This is a genomic window from Parendozoicomonas haliclonae (assembly GCF_900174585.1).
Lineage (GTDB): Bacteria > Pseudomonadota > Gammaproteobacteria > Pseudomonadales > Endozoicomonadaceae > Sansalvadorimonas > Sansalvadorimonas haliclonae.
In genome coordinates this window covers 136,771-156,856 of sequence record NZ_FWPT01000012.1, presented here as the reverse complement: position 1 = coordinate 156,856, position 20,086 = coordinate 136,771, and the positions used below count along the sequence as shown (strand labels likewise).

Here is a 20,086-nt window from a genome sequence, read left to right as displayed (position 1 = left end):
AGTTTTAAGAAGCACTTCGCCCAGCCTGCCCCGGCACGGGAACCTCCACGCGCTTATCCAACAACAGATTACCCTCCCACTCCGGCTCACCCAGCGTATAGGCCGTCCAGGTTTCCATACGATAGATGCGGCACAGACTCTCCCCAAGATAATCTGCAGCCCGCCCGGAAACACCCAGCCCGGTTCGCTCAAAATACAACTCCAACCCTCTTTCCACTTCATCCGGCGTGCACACCGAGACAGGGCCAGACAGGAATAAAGCCGAGGCTTCCGCAGAGACTCCTGGCGGCTGGTAGATCACCACCGAGCCTTGGGGGTTTTCAGCAATCAACCGGGAATGACGGCTGCTTAAGGCAGAAATCCAGTACACCTGCCAGTGATCATCGTAGGTATAAAACAGCGGTGTTGACCAAGGAGTACCAAAGCGGTCACAGGTTGACAGAACACAGTAATGATTCTGCTCCAGGAGTTGCGCTGGCGTCAGGCGGGTTGCCATGGCTTGTTCACCATTCAGGTTGCGGTGTGCCGGTAGATGATAGACCGTACGACCGCTATGGCGTTGTTTGTGGTGGACTATCGACGCCAAGGCTGTCACTGAACAGCCACTTCAGCTTCATCCACAAAGCACCACACTCCCCTCGCAAATTATCAACAATATTGCCCCTTCGACTATCAAACAGCACTCGGCAAACCGGACACCGGGGCGCTGATTTGACCATTTGCTGATCCTCATCGGGGTCGATGTGATAATTGCTCTCCCGGATCATATGCATGTGATAAGCGTCACACTGATCACAGGGTTTGACCTTGGTAATGGAGATGAGATTTTTGAAACAGGATGTGCAAACCTGATGTCGTTCATCACGGGAACGGGAGCACCCTAAATCGACCATCGGCCCTTTATCAAAGCGGAACTTGCAGGAATGACACAGGGTATAGCGACACTGGGGAGTATTACACTCCAAACAGTCATAACCATCCTGCATGGCATGCTCTTTTTGATTGGGCGCTTCGACCGATTCCGGCAAAGGCTTTGGTTTCCCCGGCACAAATCCATTTCCCCACAATTTATGATGCAGAGACGTGACCATACGGTTCACAGCTATCTGCCCACCTGCAGAGAAAGCGGAGAGAAGGAAACGGGTAAACAGCTCGGGAACCCGCAGCTGGAAAAAGCTGCCAGTAAACCAGATCTGTGGCTCATGCCCCAGAAGAACCCAGTCATTCCGCTCCTTGAAGCTGGAGAAGCGGGAATACAGGGAAAGCGATGGCCAAGGGTAAATTTTACTGCCATCCCCCATCACCAAAGTATTCTCCCAGCACAATGGCTGGGTGGAGAAAGCACAGCCGGTTAATGAGAGGGCACGACCGCCCGGATAGTCCCGGCGCTCCCAGATCTGGGACGGGGCAACAGAATGATCCGACAGAAACTCCAGGCCGCCCTCATCCTTTACCATCCGTCCCCATTTGCACTGCCCTTCCAGCTCAGGCTGCTCCCGAGACAGCCGCCGGCACTCCAGCATTCTCACCATCAGCTCCAGCACATCCTGAGATAACAGACTGGTATAAAGGTGGATATCCTTGCGGTCCTCCCGGTTACGGATCTTTTCCAGTAACCAGGGTGATGGGTTGTATTCCTGATTCACAGCCGCCACCAGCCGCTGCTCTGCGCCCCCCAGCCCGGCATCCTGAAAGCGAACGGTGATAACACCATCACGATCCCCTGATAACCGCAGCCGACTGATATCACTGCGGCTCATCTCATCCAACAACCGGTTCCAGGGATTCAAATGATCATGTCGGCGCACCAGCGTTGGCAGGGCAGACATAGCCGGCACCTTATCAATAATGAAACCGGCAGGTTCTTCGATAGCGTCAGGGAAATCCGCCTGAACAAACACACGGAAAGACAACTCAGCATCATTCACCGCCACCGGCATCGTGCCCTGAAAGTGAGAGGCATTCCAGTAACGGTAATAATCCCGCACCAGCACAGCCAGAGGCGAGCCGACCTGCACCAGAGAGTGCATCAGAGTCCAGAGCAACCATCCTTGCGAGACTCCACGAAACATCTGCTGAACCGGCTTTGGCAAAGAGGGCCAGAGCATACTGAGAAACAGCTCATGGGAAAGCAGATAGCCTTCCTTCCAGAGTGCACCGGTTAACAGCCCTGAAGCCATTTCCGCCAGTTCCTGAGGCAACTGGACATTCTCAAACAACAAAACCCGGTTACCGGAAACGACAAACGTACCGGCCGGAGAAGTGGCATACCAGCGCCTCACCGCTTCAGGCTCCTCCCAGGGCGTCGCCTTTGATGGCTGCAGAAGACTCCCAGTGTCAGGCTCATTAGCCGGAAACAGGAAATCCTCAGCCTGTACCGAGCCAATTCCCAGGCTGATTCCCAAGAAAAGCGCAAGGAGAAGACCGGCCAGCAGCCCTCTCCAGATTGTCAGAAGATGCATCACAGTGCTCAAGCAGCCACACTCCCTGATCAGGGTCTTTGAAATTATTCGTTCTTTCCCGGACAGCCCAATATAGACGCGATTCCAGATTCAGCACGGCCATCCTGAAGCCAATGGTGATGAGAATTGATACCTACAGATGCGCGATAAACCCCAACAGTGGTATCCTGCGGCAAGTCATAGAGCCCCTTTCATTAAACACAAACCATCAGGCTGTTATGGATACCACCGCATTTAATCACGACCTCCTCGCTTACCTGCAGGCCTCTCCGACCCCGTTCCACGCCACTGCAGAAATGGCCAAACGCTTTGCCGATGCCGGCTTTATCGCTCTGGATGAGCGTTCCAGCTGGGAGCTTGAGCCAAACCAGAAGTACTACGTTACCCGTCATGACTCCGCCATTATTGCCTTCACGACCGGCAATGGTGATCTGGCCACCCAGGGGCTGCGCATGGTCGGCGCCCATACCGACAGTCCGGCACTGAAGGTTAAGCCCAATGCCGAACTGACCGGCCAGAACTACTTCCAGCTAGGTGTGGAAGTATATGGCGGCGCACTGCTGAATCCCTGGTTTGACCGGGACCTCTCCATGGCCGGCCGGGTGACCTGGCAGGACAAGGACGGCAATATCCAGAATGCCCTGGTGGACTTCAAGAAAGCGATCGCCATGATCCCGAGTCTGGCCATCCATCTGGACCGTGAAGCCAACAAGAGCCGCAGCATCAACCCGCAGACCGATATCCCACCGGTACTGTGCCGCGTACAGGGCGATGACAAGCCAGACTTCCGCCAGATGCTGGCAGCCGAACTGGAAAGCCAGCAGCTGAAACCAGCCAAGGTGCTGGACTATGAGATCTTCTTTTACGACACTCAGGCACCTGCCATTTTGGGCCTGAAGGATGAATTTATTGCTTCCGCCCGCCTGGATAACCTGCTGAGCTGTTACACCGGCATGGCGGCCCTGCTTGAAGCTGAAGACTCTCCTTACCCATGCCTGCTGGTCTGCAATGATCATGAAGAAGTCGGCAGTGAAAGTGCCCAGGGTGCCAGCGGCCCGTTCCTGCGCCAAGTGCTGGAACGCATCTGCGATACCAACACCGAACTGACCCGTGCCCTGCAGCGTTCCGTTATGATCTCGACCGATAATGCCCACGGCATTCACCCGAACTATGCCGACCGTCACGATGGCAACCACGGCCCGATCATCAACGATGGTCCGGTTATCAAGATCAACGCTAACCAACGCTACGCAACCAGCAGCGAAACCAGCGCGCTGGTACGGGTTCTGTGCGAGCAGGAAAATGTACCGGTGCAGGCATTCGTTGCCCGTACCGATATGGGCTGTGGCAGCACCATCGGCCCTATTACCGCCAGCGGCCTGGGTGTGCGGACTGTCGATGTCGGCCTGCCAACCTTCGGCATGCATTCCATTCGGGAGCTGGCCGGTCGTGACGACGCAGCCAACCTGTCTAAAGTGCTGACCCGCTTCTTCCAGCAGGAAAGCCTGCTGCCATAACGGTATAAACGGAGGCTCCAGAGTGAGCCTCCGCGCCTTACAGTCCGTTACCTGATGTAGCGAACCACATACGATTTCGTACAAGAACTGATCAAATCCAGCCAGTGCTCAATGGTAGTCTGAGAGTGACAACTCACTTACGGATATGGCCATGCAATTCTCCTCCAACAGCTACCGCGCCAATAATCAGCTCTCTCACGAAAGTCAGGAGATGGAAGAGCTGCTGCTTGCCCTTGCCACAACCAACCGTACGCTGTGTAAAAGTGAATCCCCGCGCGTTCCTGATTCTCAGGAAGAGTCCGAACTCAGTTATGTGTTAAGCGAAAACTGATACAACTTGGTACACACCTGACAGGCCTTTTAAAACAAACAACAAACGGGCCTGTTAAGATGCTATAGTGCAGAAAGCACTGTTTATTCTGACGATTTCATCTTTTTGAAAGATTTGCCGTTTCATCGGAATAGCATGCTTAAGATGGCTGCCATTTGTTTTGCACTTTAAGTATTGGAAGTGTCCAGCAGGCCGGTTGCTCTTCAGGAACCCCAGTCTGCACTGTCAGCCAGAGCATGAATTCTCCAACAACAAGGATGTTCTCGTATGCTCTTCTCTTTCCGAAGTACGAAAACTCCAAGCACAAGAGTGAAACCACTGATGCAATTCAGCTCAATTCTGTCATCGTCTCACCCTTCCGGATACCGTACGCTGAAACGCATCAGAAACACTTTGGCACGAAGCGCCCTCGGCCTCTCTCTGCTGCTGCCAACCGCTGTACTGGCAGCCGAAGATCTCAACCAGCCGCTCACCGCCCTTAAACCCACACTGAATCAGGCCATTGCCAGTGTGAATGTGGTGCAGCTGCTGAAGAATAACTCCTATGAAAAAATCGATCTGAGCGAAAACAGCTCCGACAAGATTTATAACAGCTATCTGGATTCCCTCGATCGTAACCGCAGCTTCTTTCTGGCCTCTGACATCAAAGAGTTCAGCAAGTATCAGAGCAATCTGGATGATGCTTTGAAAGGTGGCAACCTGCGTCCGGCCTTTGAAATTTTCAATCGTTATCGTGAGCGCAGTGAAGAGCGTATCCGCTATATGCTCAAACTGGTCGATAACGGTATTGAGAAGCTGAACTTCAAACAGCAGGAAACTCTGGAAATTGATCGGGAAAAAGCCCCCTGGTTAACCGACAAGGCCGAACAGGAAGACCTCTGGCGTCGTCAGCTCAAGGACAGCGTGCTGGCCATGAAGCTGAACGAAAAAGACGACGCCGAGATCAAGGATCTGCTGAACAAGCGTTACACCAACCAGCTGCGCCGCCTGCACCAGACCCGCAGCGAAGATGCCTTCCAGCTATACCTGAATGCCTATACCCAACTGTTTGACCCGCATACCCAGTACTTTTCTCCACAGCGGGCAGAGAACTTCGACATCAATATGAGCCTGTCTCTGGAAGGGATTGGTGCGGTACTGCAGTCCGAGGACGAGTACACCAAGGTGATCAGCGTTGTCCCTGGCGGCCCTGCCGATAAAGCTGGCCAGCTGAAACCCGGTGACAAGATCATCAGCGTGGCTCAAGCCAAAGACGGCAAGATGGAAGATGTGGTCGGTATGCGTCTGGATGAAGTCGTGAAGCTGATTCGTGGCGCCAAGGGCACTGAGGTGCGTTTGGAGGTGATCCCATCCAGCACCAGCGATGGCAAGAACCGCATTTATTCCATTGTTCGTGACAAGGTCAAACTGGAAGAGCAGTCGGCCCAGAAGAGCGTGATTGAAGTAGGTAAAGGTTCCGAGAAAAAGCGCATTGGCGTGATCGAGATCCCGGCCTTCTATATTGACTTCAAAGCGGCTCAGGCTGGTGATCCGAATTACAAAAGCACGACGCGTGACGTGCGTAAGCTGATTGCTGAGCTCAAGAAAGAGAAGATCGACGGTCTGGTGATCGATCTGCGCAACAACGGTGGCGGCTCTCTGCAGGAAGCCAACCAGCTGACTGGCCTGTTCATCCCTAAAGGCCCGACGGTTATCGTCAAAGACAGCCGCGGACGCACTGAAGCTCAGCAGGACCCTGATCCGAAAGAAGTCTATGACGGCCCTATGGCTGTATTGATCAACCGCCTGAGTGCTTCTGCTTCTGAAATTTTTGCCGGAGCCATGCAGGATTATCAGCGCGCACTCGTGATTGGTGGCCAGAGCTTTGGTAAAGGGACTGTGCAGACTATCCAGCCACTGAACCATGGCCAGCTGAAACTGACGGTTGCCAAGTTCTACCGTGTCTCCGGCCAGAGCACCCAGAACCGTGGTGTGATTCCGGACATCAGCTTCCCCTCCCTGTTTGATCCCAAGGATATCGGCGAAAGCTCACTGCCTAACGCCCTGCCTTATACCGAGATCAAGCCAGTGAGCTTTAACTCACTGAAGCCACTATCTCCGGAAGTTCCCGCTCTGCAGGCTCGCCATAAAGAGCGTGTCGCCGACAACCCGGACTTCATTTATCTGGACAAGCTGCGTGAATACCAGAAGCAGTTTGAAAACCGCACAGAAGTAACCCTGAACGAGAAGGCCCGCAAGGAAGAGATCCAGCGGATGCAGGACGAACGCCTGGCGATTGAGAACTATCTGCGCAAGTCTAAGGGCGAAAAGCCTTACAAGACTCTGGACGAGCTGGAGAACGAACAGAATGATCGTTTCAACCAGAACAAGAAGGATAAGGATTTAAGCGACGACGCTCTGCTGGTTGAAACCAGCAATATCCTGAGCGACTGGATTCGCTCCAAAGAACCCATGCTGGCCAAACAGTCAGACCGATAGGTTCCTTTTGGAAGTACCCGGAAGCCCGCAACCTTTGCGGGCTTCTTGTTTATACGTACGAAAAAACTGCCCACCACTCAAAAACCAGGAGATGTCTTTGAAACGGTTTTTGCCAAATATCACAAGTACCTGCCAGTTAGCCTCTCTGACCGCAGCGATTGCCTTAAGCACAGCGGTTTACAGCACAGAACAAGATGACACGCCCACCACTGTGATCAAAGAACTCCAGCAGATGCTGTCGGCCGCCAAACAATATGAAACCGATACCGGCAAGGTATTGCAGATTACCGCTGATACCGACCCCGCCTTTGGTTACCTGAAGATTGATGATCTGATCATCGACAAAGGTCTGCCGGGCTGGAAAGGTCCTTACCTGCCTTATAACAACGACTGGTTTGGCAAAGGGCAATACGTTGCCCATCCGGACTATATCGCCGCACAACTGCTGGTAAAGGAAAAGGTGGAATGGATTCGTGGCAGCTCACCTGATGGCTGCAAACAGTCTTCACCATCCTGTGCAATATCTGCCTGTATCTGGCTGGTATCCGGCGAGACAGCAAAAGAGATCAACACCCGTATCGATGGCATTCACAATCAGGAAGATGAAGATGCTGTTGGCAAGGTGCGTTACGACATCGGTCTTTTAGGCGGGATTGTCTGCCTTACCGGGGATGATTACCCACCGAGCCAGTCCTCCGTAAAATAGAGACGTCTCTCAGGCCGCCTGACAGCATCCCAGGCGGCTCTTATAACAAGAGCGACAGTGCTTCTGCCCATCCTGCTCAATTTCTTTTCTGACGATGTCACAGGAAAGAAGGAAAGAAGAACAGGAAGGGCTCCCCATGCACAAAAGCAGCTTAGCAGGACGCAAACGCGGAACCAGCACACGCCCACCATTAGAGGACACGGAGCAGGGAAGAGTCACCAAAAAGGCCAAACACTCTTTTATGAGTAAGAAGGTCTCAGGGTGTCTTAATAAAATTATTATGGTGGGTAATTCCGCCCATATATTGCAGGCGGCAAATTATGCCTGCGGTCGCTCACATCAACCCCAAAAACCGGTTTACGCGATAAGCCCTTCAACCAAAGTATTTCCTGAGGTTGTCAGCCATTGCGGCAGTTATTCAGTTACACCCGTTGGCTGCTTCCCACGCACCCTGATCCAGATGGGTAGAGAAAAGATCGCAAAAGAACGCGTCGCTCCCATCAGCCCCGAAACTGATCATATCTGCATGGTTTTTAACCCGGCGCAGTATTTCACCCGCTCGCTGGCTAGGGAAGTTATGCAAACGGTGAGAGATCAAAACCCGGACAATAAAGTACAACTCTCCATCTTGCTCGCCAACCCGGATTGCGCTCACGAACTTCGTCCCCACAGCAAGACTTTAACTGAGCTGGAATCCGTCGCTCATAGTGAGTTTCAGGAGAAGCCCAGTCAGTACCACCACGTTAAAGAATCCATGCCCAACAATGCCGGAGAAACCCACCTGCTGCTTGGCCCGTTCTCACACCCCAATCTCTACGCACAAACACAGGCGCAGGCATTTGAACAAACAAGTGCCTTTTTCAGAGGAGAAAAAACCGCACCGGTACTCAGAACACCGCCCAAACGGGGCCTGGCAAAGCTTCTTGAAACAGTAGGTGTGGACAAGCTGGTGAGTTATGCCAAACAAGGTACGGGGGCTCTGGTTTCTGGCACATCGAAGTTACTGGGAAGCTGGTATGAAGATGCACCGATAGGGCTGCACTCTTTAGAAAAGCCGCTAGAGAAGCCCCTGGATAATCCAGATCAGGAAAAGGAAGAAGAGATCGATAAAGAAAAAGCCTCTGCACCATACCTGAGAAGGCTTCGTACAGAGGCTTTATTGTAATGGCGGACCGGACGGGACTCGAACCCGCGACCCCCGGCGTGACAGGCCGGTATTCTAACCAACTGAACTACCGGTCCGCGCTAACTTGTAAAGAACCTTGCATCACACTCAAAGCTCTTGAATTTGGTGGGTGATGACGGGATCGAACCGCCGACCCTCTGCTTGTAAGGCAGATGCTCTCCCAGCTGAGCTAATCACCCAATTCTGTAAGTTTTAAAAGGACACAGACCTTTGAATTAATGGCGGACCGGACGGGACTCGAACCCGCGACCCCCGGCGTGACAGGCCGGTATTCTAACCAACTGAACTACCGGTCCGCATTAATCGATTGAGACATCTGAAACCTCAGACAATCTCGAATTTGGTGGGTGATGACGGGATCGAACCGCCGACCCTCTGCTTGTAAGGCAGATGCTCTCCCAGCTGAGCTAATCACCCAAGTCTGTAAGTTTTAAAAGGACACAGAACCTTTGAATTAATGGCGGACCGGACGGGACTCGAACCCGCGACCCCCGGCGTGACAGGCCGGTATTCTAACCAACTGAACTACCGGTCCGCATTAATCGGTTGAGACATCTGAAACCTTCAGACCATCTCGAATTTGGTGGGTGATGACGGGATCGAACCGCCGACCCTCTGCTTGTAAGGCAGATGCTCTCCCAGCTGAGCTAATCACCCAATCTGTTGGTTTTAAAAGGAAACAGAACCTTTGAATTAATGGCGGACCGGACGGGACTCGAACCCGCGACCCCCGGCGTGACAGGCCGGTATTCTAACCAACTGAACTACCGGTCCGCATTAATCGGTTGAGACATCTGAAACCTTCAGACCATCTCGAATTTGGTGGGTGATGACGGGATCGAACCGCCGACCCTCTGCTTGTAAGGCAGATGCTCTCCCAGCTGAGCTAATCACCCAAAACTCTCGAAACGAGAAAAGTAGAAGTTGAAATGGCGGACCGGACGGGACTCGAACCCGCGACCCCCGGCGTGACAGGCCGGTATTCTAACCAACTGAACTACCGGTCCACTACACTTCAAAACCTACAAACATCAGCACTCTAACAGCCGATGATCTGCACACAAGAACCTGTCATTCTTGTGCTGCAAAATTAATGGCGGACCGGACGGGACTCGAACCCGCGACCCCCGGCGTGACAGGCCGGTATTCTAACCAACTGAACTACCGGTCCGCATTAATCGATTGAGACACCTGAAACCCTTTAAACCTCAGACAATCTCGAATTTGGTGGGTGATGACGGGATCGAACCGCCGACCCTCTGCTTGTAAGGCAGATGCTCTCCCAGCTGAGCTAATCACCCACTGTCTTCCCAAGAGAAGAATTCTGACAACCACTTATATCAGCAACCATCAGAGCAGCGCATTATACAGAAAACAGCGCTCTTTGCCAGAGTCAAAATCCAGCAAATTGTCATGCAAATCAGAGCGATAGATTCAAACCCTGAACACCTCATACAGAAGCATGAGATGGCGGACCGGACGGGACTCGAACCCGCGACCCCCGGCGTGACAGGCCGGTATTCTAACCAACTGAACTACCGGTCCGCATTTCGCATAACTACGTACCAGAAATAAGCTCTCGAAGTACGCACTCAACAACACAAATGAAGTGGTGGGTGATGACGGGATCGAACCGCCGACCCTCTGCTTGTAAGGCAGATGCTCTCCCAGCTGAGCTAATCACCCGCTGCATTTGCTGCAAACTTGTTTGCGGCTGTCGTTGAGACGGCGCGCATTATAAGCAGCAGAACGAAGAGTGTGCAATAGAAATGTATTTCTTATTTCCGTTACTTATATAGGTGTCAGGCACACCCCAGAACATACGTTCGTGGTCGCTTACGGTCACCTTATCAAAAGCGCCTCTCCGTGACAGCTGTGGTACTTGCTGTCCGACCCTGCCAAACTAGCCCCATAACACTTGTAAGAACATCCGGAGCCAACCCCTATGTGGTTCAAGAACCTTATTCTCTACCGCTTTAATCAGGAAACAGACATCACCTCCCACTCTCTGGAAGAGAGCCTGGGCCAGCAGCCTTTCCGTCCGTGTGGCAAAACCGAGCTGGCGTCCTATGGCTGGGTGCCACCTATCTCTGGCACGGAAGGCATGGTTCACGCCAGTGGTCGCTTCCTGACCTTTGCGGCAAAAAAAGAAGAGCGCATCCTGCCGACCAGCGTGGTCCGCGATGCCGTGAAAGAGAAAGTAGAACAAATAGAAGCCGAACAGGGGCGTCAGGTCTTCAAAAAAGAGAAAGACCAGATAAAGGATGAGATGACCCTGTCACTCCTCCCTCGCGCATTTACCCGCTCAAATATCACCCGTGCTTATATAGATACCCGTGACGGCTGGCTCATTGTCGATGCCAGCAGCTTCCGCAAGGCCGAAGAGCTGACCAGCGCCCTGCGTGGCAATCTGGGTTCTCTGCCAGTGGTTCCGCCTGCGCTGAAACAATCTCCAGCTGCCACCATGACCAACTGGCTGGAGTCACACGGTTCCACCCTGCCCCGTTTCCTATCCCTGGGAGATGAGTGCGAACTGAAGGATCTGGGCGAAGAAGGCGGCAGCATTCGCTGCAAGCGTCAGGATCTGCTGGCGGACGAAATTCTCAGCCATCTCAATACCGGCATGCAGGTGAGCAAGCTCGCCCTGCACTGGAACGAAGCTCTGAACTGTATTCTTGGTGATGACCTGATTATTCGCCGGGTGAAATTTACCGATGAGCTGCAAGAGCAGTCTGAGGCCCTGAATGCAGACGATGAAGCCAGCCGCTTTGATGCCGACTTCACCCTGATGGCCGGCACCCTGTCAGAGTTCCTGAAAGAAATGATTGAAGGTCTGGGTGGTGAAGAAGAGAAAGGCGCCGAATGGCAGACTCAGGGCAGTGTAAGCTCTGAAGAACTCGCCCCAGACACCGCTGATGAAGATGATGCACCTTTTTAAAGGGGCATCATTCCGTCCGGTCAGGATTCAAAAATAACAAAGGCCTGAGCGAACTCTTTTTCATCGCTCAGGCTGATATGAATATGCTGTATACCCTTTTCCATCTGCAGCACCTCTGCCGCACCGGAAAAAGTCATTACCGGCGCACCAGATTCCAGATTGGTAATTTCCATTTCCTGAAATGAGACCTTGCCGATGCCAGTACCAAAGGCTTTGGACGCGGCTTCTTTGGCAGCAAAGCGGGTTGCCAGATAAGCAGGTGAAAAGCTGCGCTGCTCAAATACGGCATATTCAGCATCTGTCAGAATACGACGCGCAAAACGATCACCCGTTCGTTTCCAGGCTGCCTCTATCCGGGGGATAGAGGCAATATCTGTTCCGATCCCGACGATCACACATCAACCTTCTGGTAACGGGAGGCATCAATCATCAGCGTACGCATCTCACGAATGGCCTCTTTCAAACCTACCGTCAAAGCGCGGGCAATAATGGCATGGCCAATATTCAGTTCGCAGAGACCGGAGATAGCGGCAACCGGCTCAACATTCTGGTAGTTCAGGCCATGTCCGGCATTCACCACCAGACCTAGCTCATTTCCTAACGCAACACCGGCACGGATACGTTCCAGCTCCGCATCACGCTCAGCATCGGTTTCCGCATCGGCATAACCGCCAGTATGGATTTCAATGGTCGGCGCACCACAACGCTGGGCAGCACGAATCTGCTCAGGCTCGGCATCTATAAAGAGGGAGACATCAATACCGACATCCGCCATACGATGGCAGGCACGGCGAATCTTCTCTTCCTGACCGACCACATCCAGTCCACCTTCCGTGGTCAGCTCTTCACGCTTTTCCGGCACCAGACAGACATGGGCAGGACGAACATCTTCCGCAATACCGAGCATTTCTTCGGTCACGGCCATTTCCAGATTCATGCGGGTCTGCATCAAATCCTTAAGGCGATAAACATCATGATCCTGAATATGGCGACGATCTTCCCGCAGGTGCAATGTGATGCCGTCCGCACCGGCTTCTTCGGCATCCAGAGCCGCCTTGACCGGATCAGGGTAATTGGTACCGCGCGCCTGACGAACAGTGGCAATGTGATCGATATTTACACCAAGGAGGATTCTGTTAATTGGTATCATCTCTGCTTACTACTCGCTTTCATGCTTTCTTTATAGATTGTTTTTTTTCGCTCAGGCCATCCGAAACAGCTCGCGACTGCGCAAAGGCCGTTCACCCAGATGAAGCCCGACAGCCATACGCATCAGTCGCTTGGCCTGCCCCAGATAACGATCCTCAATTCGGTCTTCTGCCAAAGCCTGCAACATGGCACCGCTAAACAGATTTCGTGAAGCCCCAGCATCTTCAACTTCATGGCCCTGACCGGCAAAGACAACTGGCCAGAAGCCATTATCCGGATCATACCGATACCAACCGTCATTGGTCATCTCATCACCCGAGCCTGCCGCATAGCCAAGAGGCAGCCCATACCCCAATAGGTCCAACAGGTTCTTTTCAAACAGGCGGAGCACCCGTTCAAGATGGGTGTCTGATGAGAGATGTTCCAGCAGCCAGATATAGAGCTCCAGAAGATCATCCACAGCCTGCCAAGGCTGCAGAAGCCGCTGCAGCAGCTCATTAGCGTAGAGACCACTGAACAACCGAATACCAGACAGAGGGATCACCCGGCGCTGCTCAAGGGCTTTGAGAGTTTTGAGTTCGGTCTTACCGGTCCAGCTGACCAGCAGTTCCGCAAAAGGCTGGAGAAGTTGACCACGACGCGGACGACCTTTCTTGGTCGCCGCACCGCGAGCCCCGTTAACTACAACCGAGATTTTACCGTGATCCCGGGTCAGCAGATCGACGATCAGACTGGTTTCACGGTAAGGCCTGGAGTGAAGCACCCAGGCCGGTTGCAGCTCAACGGAGCGGTTTTGCATCAGGATCAGGCCAGATCGTTATAACCCAGGCTCGCCAGAGCCCGCTCATCGTCCGACCAGCCACTGCGGACTTTCACCCACAGGTTCAGCATAACCTTGCTGTCGAACAGCTTTTCCATATCCAGACGGGCATCACGACCAATAGTTTTCAGGCGTGAACCCTTGTCGCCAATCACAATCTTCTTCTGACCGGCACGTTCAACCAGCAGCAGGGCACTGATATGCAGTACGCCTTCCACATCCTTAAACTCTTCGATCTCGACAGTGATCTGGTAAGGCAGTTCATCACCCAGCTGGCGCATAACCTTTTCACGCACCAGCTCGGCCGCCAGGAAGCGGGAACTGCGGTCAGTAATCTGATCTTCACCGAAGAAGTGAATGCTTTCCGGCAGGTAGCTGTTCACCAGACGTTCCAGGCGATCAACGTTATGACCATTACGAGCCGCGATTGGCACGATATGGGCAAAGTCCATCTTGCGGGACAGCTCATCCAGCCATGGAATCAGCTGGGCTTTTTCATCCAGACGGTCAACCTTGTTCACCACCAGAATCACCGGTGCTTTGGTATGCTTGAGCTTCTCAAGCACCATCTCGTCTTCTTCCGTCCAGCGCAGACGATCGACGATAAACACGATCACATCCACATCCGCCAGCGAGGAAGACGCCGCACGGTTCATATAGCGGTTAATGGCTTTCTCTGCGCCCAGGTGCATCCCCGGCGTATCCACATAGATCGCCTGCACATCACCTTCGGTCTTGATACCGTGAATGCGGTGACGGGTTGTCTGTGGCTTACGGGAGGTAATACTGAGCTTCTGACCCAAAATCCGGTTCAGCAGCGTGGACTTACCCACATTCGGACGACCAACAATCGCCACGTAGCCACAACGTCCCTGGGAAACGGCCTGTTCAATCATTCCTCTACCTCCACACCCAGAGCAACCAAAGCTCGACGGGCGGACTGCTGTTCAGCGATTCGACGACTACTGCCTTCACCTTCGGTCGGCTTCTGGCCGTCGATCAGGCAGGACACCTTGAAGGTCTGGGCATGAGCCTTGCCTTCAATACTGAGCAGTTCATATTCAGGCAGCTTTTGCTGCTGGGACTGCAGGAACTCCTGCAGACGGGTTTTTGGATCTTTATTGTGCTGGTCAGTGACCGACAGGGTTGCCAACCGGGAAGAGAACCAGGCCTGTACCCGCTCACGGCAGGTATCCATGCCGGAGTCCAGATAGATAGCACCCAGCAGAGCCTCAACCACATCGGCCAGAATGGACTCACGACGGAAGCCACCACTCTTCAGCTCACCGGAACCGAGCAACAGAAAATCGCCCAGCTCAAATTCACGGGCCAGTTCCGCCAGCGTACGACCACGCACCATCAAAGCCCGCAGACGGCTCAACTGGCCTTCACGGGCTTCCGGGAAACGCTGATAAAGATCCTCGGCAATGAGGAAGTTGACAATGGAGTCTCCGAGAAACTCCAGACGCTCGTTATTTTTACCGCCGTAGCTGCGGTGTGTTAATGCCAGAACAGCCAGGTCGGGATTCTTGAACGTATACCCGAGCCTGCGTTCCAGCTTGTCTAGCGAAGATTTCACTGCTGTTTGATTTTCCAGCTGTTCTCAAAAGTCAGAACAACATCGACGTTACTGATCAGGTCGATGCGTCGTTCATAGTTGATGTCAGCCACCAGGAAAGCACCTTCCTGACGAACTTTAATGTCTTGCGTCGGGATATCCCGAATACCATTTACCTGGAACCCCTTGGTGATCCAGGATTTTACTTCCTTGGCACTGGCCTGACGGATAGTGCTCCGTTCATCCAGCGAATCCAGCACGGAACGCACTGAATAATTATCCATATAGACCGGAAACAGTTTAAAGAACACCATCACTGAGAAAATAGCAGCAATAACAATACACAACATACCCAGTGTGCTGGCTCCCTGCTGCTGGCGCCTGCCGTTAAAGACTCGCTTTCCCATGGTCCTGTTCCCTCTGTTCCCGGCCTTTAAGATTTTACGTGCGGATTATTGCACAGCTCCATTGTTACGGAAGTTAGGGATATCCGTCCAGCTTGGCCAGTGCATCCAGATATAAACTGCCTTGCCAACCACATGACTATCCGGCACAAAGCCCCAGAAGCGGCTGTCATTACTGCGGTCACGGTTATCACCCATCACGAAGTACTGACCTTCTGGTACTGTCCACTCACCTTCCGCACGGCGATCCATCAGCAGCAGATCCTTGCGAATCTCATGGGTCACATCGCCAATGGTTTCGTCATAGACACGATAAGGCGGACGCACACCCATACGCGGGTCGTAGTCATCCTTCAGCTCGCCAACAAAGCTCTCCGGCACCGGCTTGCCATTGATGTACAGAATCTTGTTCCGGTAAGCAATCTTATCGCCCGGAACACCGATCACCCGCTTGATAAAGTTGATGTTCGGATTGGCCGGCTCCTTGAACACCATCACATCACCCGGTTTCGGATCATTGACCGCCACCACCTTGGTACCAACAACCGGCAAACGCAGACCGTAGGTGTATTTATTCACCAGAATAAAATCACCCACTTCCAGCGTTGGCAGCATGGAACCCGACGGAATCTGGAACGGCTCATACAGGAATGAACGCAGCACCAGCACCAGCAGCAGAACCGGGAAGATCGACTTGGAGGTTTCGACCACAGCCGATTCACGCTCCAGATCTTCCACCGTCATTTCATCCGGCGTTTCTACGCTCTGGCGGTAGCTGCTGACAGCCTGCTTGCGACGTGGTGCCAGCACCAGCCGATCAAACAGGGCAATCAACCCGGTGGCAAAGACCGCCACAACCAGAATCAGGGGAAAGTTTAAATCCATCACTTTGTTAGCGCCCTCAGCCCAAGGCTTGTTGTGGAGCCACTCCCGGGAAGAGGAAGTGACTCGCCGATGGCTTGTTTATTTGTCCACTTTCAGAACAGCCAGGAACGCATCCTGTGGAATCTCCACGCGTCCTACCTGCTTCATACGCTTCTTACCGGCCTTCTGCTTCTCCAGCAGCTTACGCTTACGGGAAACGTCACCACCGTAACACTTGGCCGTTACGTTCTTACGCAGAGCCTTAACCGTTGTACGAGCAACAATCTGGCCACCCAGTGCCGCCTGAATCGCCACATCGAACATCTGACGAGGGATGATCTCTTTCATCTTCTCGGTCAGTGCGCGGCCACGGCCGTGAGAGTTATCCTTATGGAGAATCAATGCCAGAGCATCAACCTTTTCACCATTAATAAGGATATCCATTTTCACCATTTTGGCCGCTTCAAAACGGTCAAAACTATAGTCCAGAGAGGCGAAACCGCGACTGCAGGACTTCAGACGGTCGAAGAAGTCCAGCACCACTTCGCTCATCGGCAGGTCATAAGTCAGGGAGACCTGACCACCGGTGAACTGCATATCTCTCTGAACACCACGCTTCTCAACACACAGAGTAATCACGTTACCCAGGTATTCCTGTGGCACCAGGATATTCGCGCGACAGATTGGCTCACGAATCTCATCAACACCTGAAGGATCCGGTAGGCGGGACGGGTTATCAATTTCAACCACATCACCGTTCTTCATCACCACCTGATAAACCACCGTTGGTGCAGTTGTGATCAGGTCGAGATTGTATTCACGCTCCAGACGTTCCTGAATGATCTCCATGTGCAGCATACCGAGGAAGCCACAACGGAAACCAAAGCCCAGTGCATCGGAAGATTCCGGCTCGAAGAACAGGGAAGCATCGTTGAGACTCAGTTTGTCCAGCGCTTCACGGAAGTCTTCAAAGTCATCAGAGGATACCGGAAACAGACCCGCGTAAACCTGCGGTTTCACCTTCTGGAAGCCGGACAGCGCCGGAACGTCAGGGGTCTTGACCTTGGTCAGGGTATCACCCACCGGCGCACCATGAATGTCTTTAATACCGGCGATCACATAGCCTACTTCACCGGCACGCAACACACCGGTAGAAGTACGCTTCGGGGTAAAGATACCAATGTCGTCCACCTGGTAGGATTCCTTGGTGGACTTCACCAGCATCTTGTCGCCCTTGCGCAGTTCGCCGTTCACGACGCGCACCAGGGAAACAATGCCGAGATAGTTATCGAACCAGGAATCGATGATCAGTGCCTGCAAATCGCCGTCACGATCACCTTCCGGCGCCGGAATCGTCGTGATCAGACGCTCCAGTACATCTTCAATACCCAGACCACTCTTGGCAGAACAACGTACTGCATCGTGGGCATCGATACCGATAATCTCTTCGATCTCCTGAGCAACACGCTCAGGCTCGGCCTGTGGCAGGTCCATCTTATTCAGAACCGGCATCACTTCCAGGCCCTGCTCAATGGCGGTATAGCAGTTGGCAACAGACTGGGCTTCTACGCCCTGGGCCGCATCAACCACCAGCAGCGCACCCTCACAGGCGGCAAGAGAACGGGATACTTCATAAGAGAAGTCAACGTGCCCCGGAGTATCGATAAAGTTCAGCTGATAAACTTCGCCATCATTGGCTTTGTAGTTCAGCGTTACACTCTGGGCCTTGATGGTAATGCCACGCTCACGTTCCAGATCCATGGAGTCCAGAACCTGAGCCTGCATTTCACGCTCACTCAAGCCCTCGCAGTGCTGAATAAAGCGATCCGCGAGTGTGGATTTGCCATGGTCGATATGGGCAATAATGGAAAAGTTACGAATGTTTTTCAGGTTGCTCACCGTCAGTTACTCAGCGCCAGCTCTGTACATCAGGCCGCGCAATCTCCGGTTTATCCGCTGTAAACAGACCAGTCCGCACCTGTAAGTGCGGACTGGATAAATGTTCATTAAAAAGAGAAGTTTACCGTATTTGCCAAAAGCCTGCTATTCAACAGCATCACAACAAGTACAAACACTTTCCCTAAAAAAATGGGGCGACACATTGTCACCCCATTTTTCACCCGGTTACTTTTACTCAGCCAAACGGAAAGTAATAAAGCCCGGTGTACCACGGCGAATCAGACGCATGGAGATGGTCTTATTCACCGGCAGGTCGGCGGTGACCTTCTGGTACTCTTTGGTGGAAGTAATGTTCTCATGGTTAATCTGGGTAATCACATCCCCGGAACGCAATCCATAAGCACGACCAACACCCTGACCAACTTCGGTAACCACAACACCTTTCACTTCACTGTCGAGCCCCAGGCGGGAACGAACCGCTTCATCGAGCGCAGTCACAGAGATACCCAACCGGTTGTCCTTACGGATACCATCGCGAGGGTTCACGCCAGATTGCTCATCAGGCAGCTCGCCCACGGCCAGCTCAAGAGTTTTCTTCTTGCCGCGACGAACCAGCTCCACTTCAACCTCTTTGCCAATTGGCGCACGACCAACAGCAATAGGCAGATCACTGGAGAACTTGATTTCACGATCATTGAAACGGGTGATGATGTCACCAGCCTGCAGGCCGCCCTTATCAGCAGGACCTTCTGGCAGCACCTGACTCAGCAAAGCGCCATGTGGGCGATCCAGACCAAAAGAATCCGCCAGATCACGGTCAACATCCTGAATAATCACGCCCAGCCAGCCGCGTGATACCTGACCGTTCTCTTTCAGCTGCGCCACCACATCCATGGCATCATCAACCGGGATAGCAAACGACAGCCCCATAAAGCCACCGGAGCGGGTGTAGATCTGGGAGTTAATACCAATCACTTCGCCCTGCATATTCAGCAGCGGGCCGCCGGAGTTACCCGGATTGATAGGCACATCGGTCTGAATAAACGGCACATAGCTTTCGCGGGGCAGACTACGGTTCAAGGCGCTGATAATGCCCTTGGTCACCGAGTAGTCGAAACCGAACGGTGAACCAATCGCAAATACCCACTGACCAGGCTTGAGGTTTTCAGACTGGCCGATTTTCACAGTCGGCAGGTTCTTACCATCCACCTTCAGTAGAGCCAGATCGGACTTTTTGTCAGCACCAATCAGCTTGGCCTTGTACTCACTACGATCATTCATCCGCACAATAATTTCGTCCGCACCTTCAATCACATGATTGTTGGTCAGGACATAACCATCTTTGGAGATGATAAAGCCGGAACCCAGTGACTGGGGTTGAGGCTGCTCCTGCCGGGAACCGCCACGACCGTCAGGAACCTGAAGCCCGAAGTAGCGGCGCAGGATTTCCGGCAGCTCTTCCCCATATGGGCCGTACATCTGGTTACGGTCACGCTTGGGATTGGTCATGGTACTGATATTGACGATGGCCGGAGACGTCTGCTCCGCCAGCGTCGAGAAGTCCGGCAGCTGATCTTTGGCTTCTGCCGGTTTGGAAATGGCAAATGTCAGGCTGCCAACAACGGCCAGACAAAAGGTAAAGAGAAGGGCCTTGCGGCTAATGGGGCGTTCATACTGTGACGTAGATCGAGATCCATTTTTGCTCATCACTATTATTCCCGTACTTATTAACGAGTTTGTAAGGGTTCTTTAGATTTACCCGACCGTGCCGCAA

17 protein-coding genes and 13 tRNA genes are annotated in these 20,086 nt (G+C 53.0%); 6 read left to right on the top strand and 24 right to left on the bottom strand.

Annotated elements, in window-relative coordinates; translation table 11 throughout:
- Positions 1 to 4: 4 nt before the first annotated feature.
- Together EHSB41UT_RS21420 and EHSB41UT_RS21415 are read right to left on the bottom strand one after the other, a co-directional pair.
- Entirely contained in the window at positions 5 to 586 is a 582-nt protein-coding gene (locus EHSB41UT_RS21420; RefSeq protein ID WP_133060607.1) for a pyridoxamine 5'-phosphate oxidase family protein, read from the bottom strand.
- Entirely contained in the window at positions 552 to 2,462 is a 1,911-nt protein-coding gene (locus tag EHSB41UT_RS21415; RefSeq protein ID WP_087112899.1) for a hypothetical protein, read from the bottom strand. Before EHSB41UT_RS21415 ends, EHSB41UT_RS21420 begins: the two co-directional genes overlap by 35 nt.
- A 218-nt stretch (positions 2,463 to 2,680) precedes the next feature.
- Between EHSB41UT_RS21415 and EHSB41UT_RS21410 the strand changes: the two genes are divergently transcribed.
- The 5 genes from EHSB41UT_RS21410 to EHSB41UT_RS21390 all read left to right on the top strand — a co-directional run bounded on the left by EHSB41UT_RS21410 (position 2,681) and on the right by EHSB41UT_RS21390 (position 8,659).
- Positions 2,681 to 3,979 (top strand): M18 family aminopeptidase, encoded by a 1,299-nt coding sequence (locus EHSB41UT_RS21410; protein ID WP_087112898.1) that lies wholly within the window; start codon positions 2,681 to 2,683, stop codon positions 3,977 to 3,979.
- Positions 3,980 to 4,130: 151 nt separating this feature from the next.
- Complete coding sequence (locus EHSB41UT_RS21405; protein WP_133060606.1) at positions 4,131 to 4,310, top strand: hypothetical protein; 180 nt, start codon at positions 4,131 to 4,133, stop codon at positions 4,308 to 4,310.
- Positions 4,311 to 4,631: 321 nt separating this feature from the next.
- Positions 4,632 to 6,788, top strand: coding sequence for a carboxy terminal-processing peptidase (locus EHSB41UT_RS21400; RefSeq protein WP_087112896.1), 2,157 nt, complete (start codon positions 4,632 to 4,634; stop codon positions 6,786 to 6,788).
- A 97-nt stretch (positions 6,789 to 6,885) separates the two neighbouring features.
- Positions 6,886 to 7,494 (top strand): type II secretion system protein, encoded by a 609-nt coding sequence (locus EHSB41UT_RS21395; RefSeq protein ID WP_242667387.1) that lies wholly within the window; start codon positions 6,886 to 6,888, stop codon positions 7,492 to 7,494.
- A 136-nt stretch (positions 7,495 to 7,630) separates the two neighbouring features.
- Positions 7,631 to 8,659 (top strand): hypothetical protein, encoded by a 1,029-nt coding sequence (locus EHSB41UT_RS21390; protein WP_087112894.1) that lies wholly within the window; start codon positions 7,631 to 7,633, stop codon positions 8,657 to 8,659.
- Here EHSB41UT_RS21390 and EHSB41UT_RS21385 read toward each other — a convergent pair.
- From EHSB41UT_RS21385 to EHSB41UT_RS21325, 13 genes are all read right to left on the bottom strand, one after another.
- Positions 8,660 to 8,736: transfer RNA gene (locus EHSB41UT_RS21385), tRNA-Asp, on the bottom strand. It abuts the gene before it with no gap.
- Positions 8,737 to 8,783: 47 nt separating this feature from the next.
- A tRNA-Val gene (locus tag EHSB41UT_RS21380) sits at positions 8,784 to 8,859 on the bottom strand.
- Positions 8,860 to 8,899: 40 nt separating this feature from the next.
- A tRNA-Asp gene (locus EHSB41UT_RS21375) sits at positions 8,900 to 8,976 on the bottom strand.
- A 45-nt stretch (positions 8,977 to 9,021) separates the two neighbouring features.
- A tRNA-Val gene (locus EHSB41UT_RS21370) sits at positions 9,022 to 9,097 on the bottom strand.
- Between the two features lie 41 nt (positions 9,098 to 9,138).
- Positions 9,139 to 9,215 (bottom strand) — tRNA-Asp (locus tag EHSB41UT_RS21365).
- Between the two features lie 46 nt (positions 9,216 to 9,261).
- Positions 9,262 to 9,337, bottom strand: a tRNA-Val gene (locus tag EHSB41UT_RS21360).
- A gap of 40 nt (positions 9,338 to 9,377) precedes the next feature.
- Positions 9,378 to 9,454: transfer RNA gene (locus tag EHSB41UT_RS21355), tRNA-Asp, on the bottom strand.
- 46 nt (positions 9,455 to 9,500) lie between these two features.
- Positions 9,501 to 9,576 (bottom strand) — tRNA-Val (locus EHSB41UT_RS21350).
- Between the two features lie 34 nt (positions 9,577 to 9,610).
- Positions 9,611 to 9,687, bottom strand: a tRNA-Asp gene (locus tag EHSB41UT_RS21345).
- A gap of 87 nt (positions 9,688 to 9,774) precedes the next feature.
- Positions 9,775 to 9,851: transfer RNA gene (locus EHSB41UT_RS21340), tRNA-Asp, on the bottom strand.
- Between the two features lie 54 nt (positions 9,852 to 9,905).
- Positions 9,906 to 9,981, bottom strand: a tRNA-Val gene (locus tag EHSB41UT_RS21335).
- 167 nt (positions 9,982 to 10,148) lie between these two features.
- Positions 10,149 to 10,225: transfer RNA gene (locus EHSB41UT_RS21330), tRNA-Asp, on the bottom strand.
- A 65-nt stretch (positions 10,226 to 10,290) separates the two neighbouring features.
- A tRNA-Val gene (locus EHSB41UT_RS21325) sits at positions 10,291 to 10,366 on the bottom strand.
- Positions 10,367 to 10,625: 259 nt separating this feature from the next.
- Between EHSB41UT_RS21325 and rdgC the strand changes: the two genes are divergently transcribed.
- A complete protein-coding gene (gene rdgC, locus EHSB41UT_RS21320) occupies positions 10,626 to 11,618 on the top strand; it encodes a recombination-associated protein RdgC (protein WP_087112893.1) in 993 nt (330 codons plus the stop codon).
- Positions 11,619 to 11,638: 20 nt separating this feature from the next.
- Here the strand turns inward: rdgC and acpS are convergent, their stop codons facing one another.
- The 9 genes from acpS to EHSB41UT_RS21275 form a co-directional block, all read right to left on the bottom strand.
- The gene (acpS, locus tag EHSB41UT_RS21315) at positions 11,639 to 12,013 is read right to left on the bottom strand and encodes a holo-ACP synthase (protein ID WP_087112892.1); all 375 of its coding nucleotides are present in this window, start codon (positions 12,011 to 12,013) and stop codon (positions 11,639 to 11,641) included.
- The gene (pdxJ, locus tag EHSB41UT_RS21310) at positions 12,010 to 12,768 is read right to left on the bottom strand and encodes a pyridoxine 5'-phosphate synthase (RefSeq protein WP_087112891.1); all 759 of its coding nucleotides are present in this window, start codon (positions 12,766 to 12,768) and stop codon (positions 12,010 to 12,012) included. Before pdxJ ends, acpS begins: the two co-directional genes overlap by 4 nt.
- Before the next feature lie 51 nt (positions 12,769 to 12,819).
- On the bottom strand, positions 12,820 to 13,566 hold the full coding sequence (gene recO, locus EHSB41UT_RS21305) for a DNA repair protein RecO (RefSeq protein ID WP_087112890.1): 747 nt from the start codon (positions 13,564 to 13,566) through the stop codon (positions 12,820 to 12,822).
- A gap of 5 nt (positions 13,567 to 13,571) precedes the next feature.
- Positions 13,572 to 14,483: a GTPase Era gene (era, locus tag EHSB41UT_RS21300; protein WP_087112889.1), complete on the bottom strand. Its 912-nt coding sequence runs from the start codon at positions 14,481 to 14,483 to the stop codon at positions 13,572 to 13,574.
- Entirely contained in the window at positions 14,480 to 15,166 is a 687-nt protein-coding gene (rnc, locus tag EHSB41UT_RS21295; protein WP_087112888.1) for a ribonuclease III, read from the bottom strand. The genes era and rnc overlap by 4 nt, the downstream gene beginning before the upstream one ends.
- Positions 15,163 to 15,552 (bottom strand): DUF4845 domain-containing protein, encoded by a 390-nt coding sequence (locus EHSB41UT_RS21290; protein ID WP_087112887.1) that lies wholly within the window; start codon positions 15,550 to 15,552, stop codon positions 15,163 to 15,165. The genes rnc and EHSB41UT_RS21290 overlap by 4 nt, the downstream gene beginning before the upstream one ends.
- A 45-nt stretch (positions 15,553 to 15,597) precedes the next feature.
- Positions 15,598 to 16,434 carry a signal peptidase I gene (lepB, locus tag EHSB41UT_RS21285; protein WP_087112886.1) on the bottom strand — a complete coding sequence of 279 codons (837 nt, stop codon included), beginning with the start codon at positions 16,432 to 16,434 and terminating at the stop codon, positions 15,598 to 15,600.
- A 78-nt stretch (positions 16,435 to 16,512) separates the two neighbouring features.
- Entirely contained in the window at positions 16,513 to 18,312 is a 1,800-nt protein-coding gene (lepA, locus tag EHSB41UT_RS21280) for a translation elongation factor 4 (RefSeq protein WP_087112885.1), read from the bottom strand.
- Positions 18,313 to 18,543: 231 nt separating this feature from the next.
- Complete coding sequence (locus tag EHSB41UT_RS21275) at positions 18,544 to 20,019, bottom strand: DegQ family serine endoprotease (protein WP_087112884.1); 1,476 nt, start codon at positions 20,017 to 20,019, stop codon at positions 18,544 to 18,546.
- Positions 20,020 to 20,086: the final 67 nt, after the last annotated feature.

Coding starts and splice junctions, on each gene's coding strand:
- EHSB41UT_RS21415 (WP_087112899.1), bottom strand. CDS start 2,462: ATGCATCTTCTGACAATCTGGAGAGGGCTGCTGGCCGGTCTTCTCCTT.
- EHSB41UT_RS21410 (WP_087112898.1), top strand. CDS start 2,681: ATGGATACCACCGCATTTAATCACGACCTCCTCGCTTACCTGCAGGCC.
- EHSB41UT_RS21405 (WP_133060606.1), top strand. CDS start 4,131: ATGCAATTCTCCTCCAACAGCTACCGCGCCAATAATCAGCTCTCTCAC.
- EHSB41UT_RS21400 (WP_087112896.1), top strand. CDS start 4,632: ATGCAATTCAGCTCAATTCTGTCATCGTCTCACCCTTCCGGATACCGT.
- EHSB41UT_RS21390 (WP_087112894.1), top strand. CDS start 7,631: ATGCACAAAAGCAGCTTAGCAGGACGCAAACGCGGAACCAGCACACGC.
- rdgC (WP_087112893.1), top strand. CDS start 10,626: ATGTGGTTCAAGAACCTTATTCTCTACCGCTTTAATCAGGAAACAGAC.
- pdxJ (WP_087112891.1), bottom strand. CDS start 12,768: ATGATACCAATTAACAGAATCCTCCTTGGTGTAAATATCGATCACATT.
- recO (WP_087112890.1), bottom strand. CDS start 13,566: ATGCAAAACCGCTCCGTTGAGCTGCAACCGGCCTGGGTGCTTCACTCC.
- era (WP_087112889.1), bottom strand. CDS start 14,483: ATGATTGAACAGGCCGTTTCCCAGGGACGTTGTGGCTACGTGGCGATT.
- EHSB41UT_RS21290 (WP_087112887.1), bottom strand. CDS start 15,552: ATGGGAAAGCGAGTCTTTAACGGCAGGCGCCAGCAGCAGGGAGCCAGC.
- lepB (WP_087112886.1), bottom strand. CDS start 16,434: ATGGATTTAAACTTTCCCCTGATTCTGGTTGTGGCGGTCTTTGCCACC.
- EHSB41UT_RS21275 (WP_087112884.1), bottom strand. CDS start 20,019: ATGAGCAAAAATGGATCTCGATCTACGTCACAGTATGAACGCCCCATT.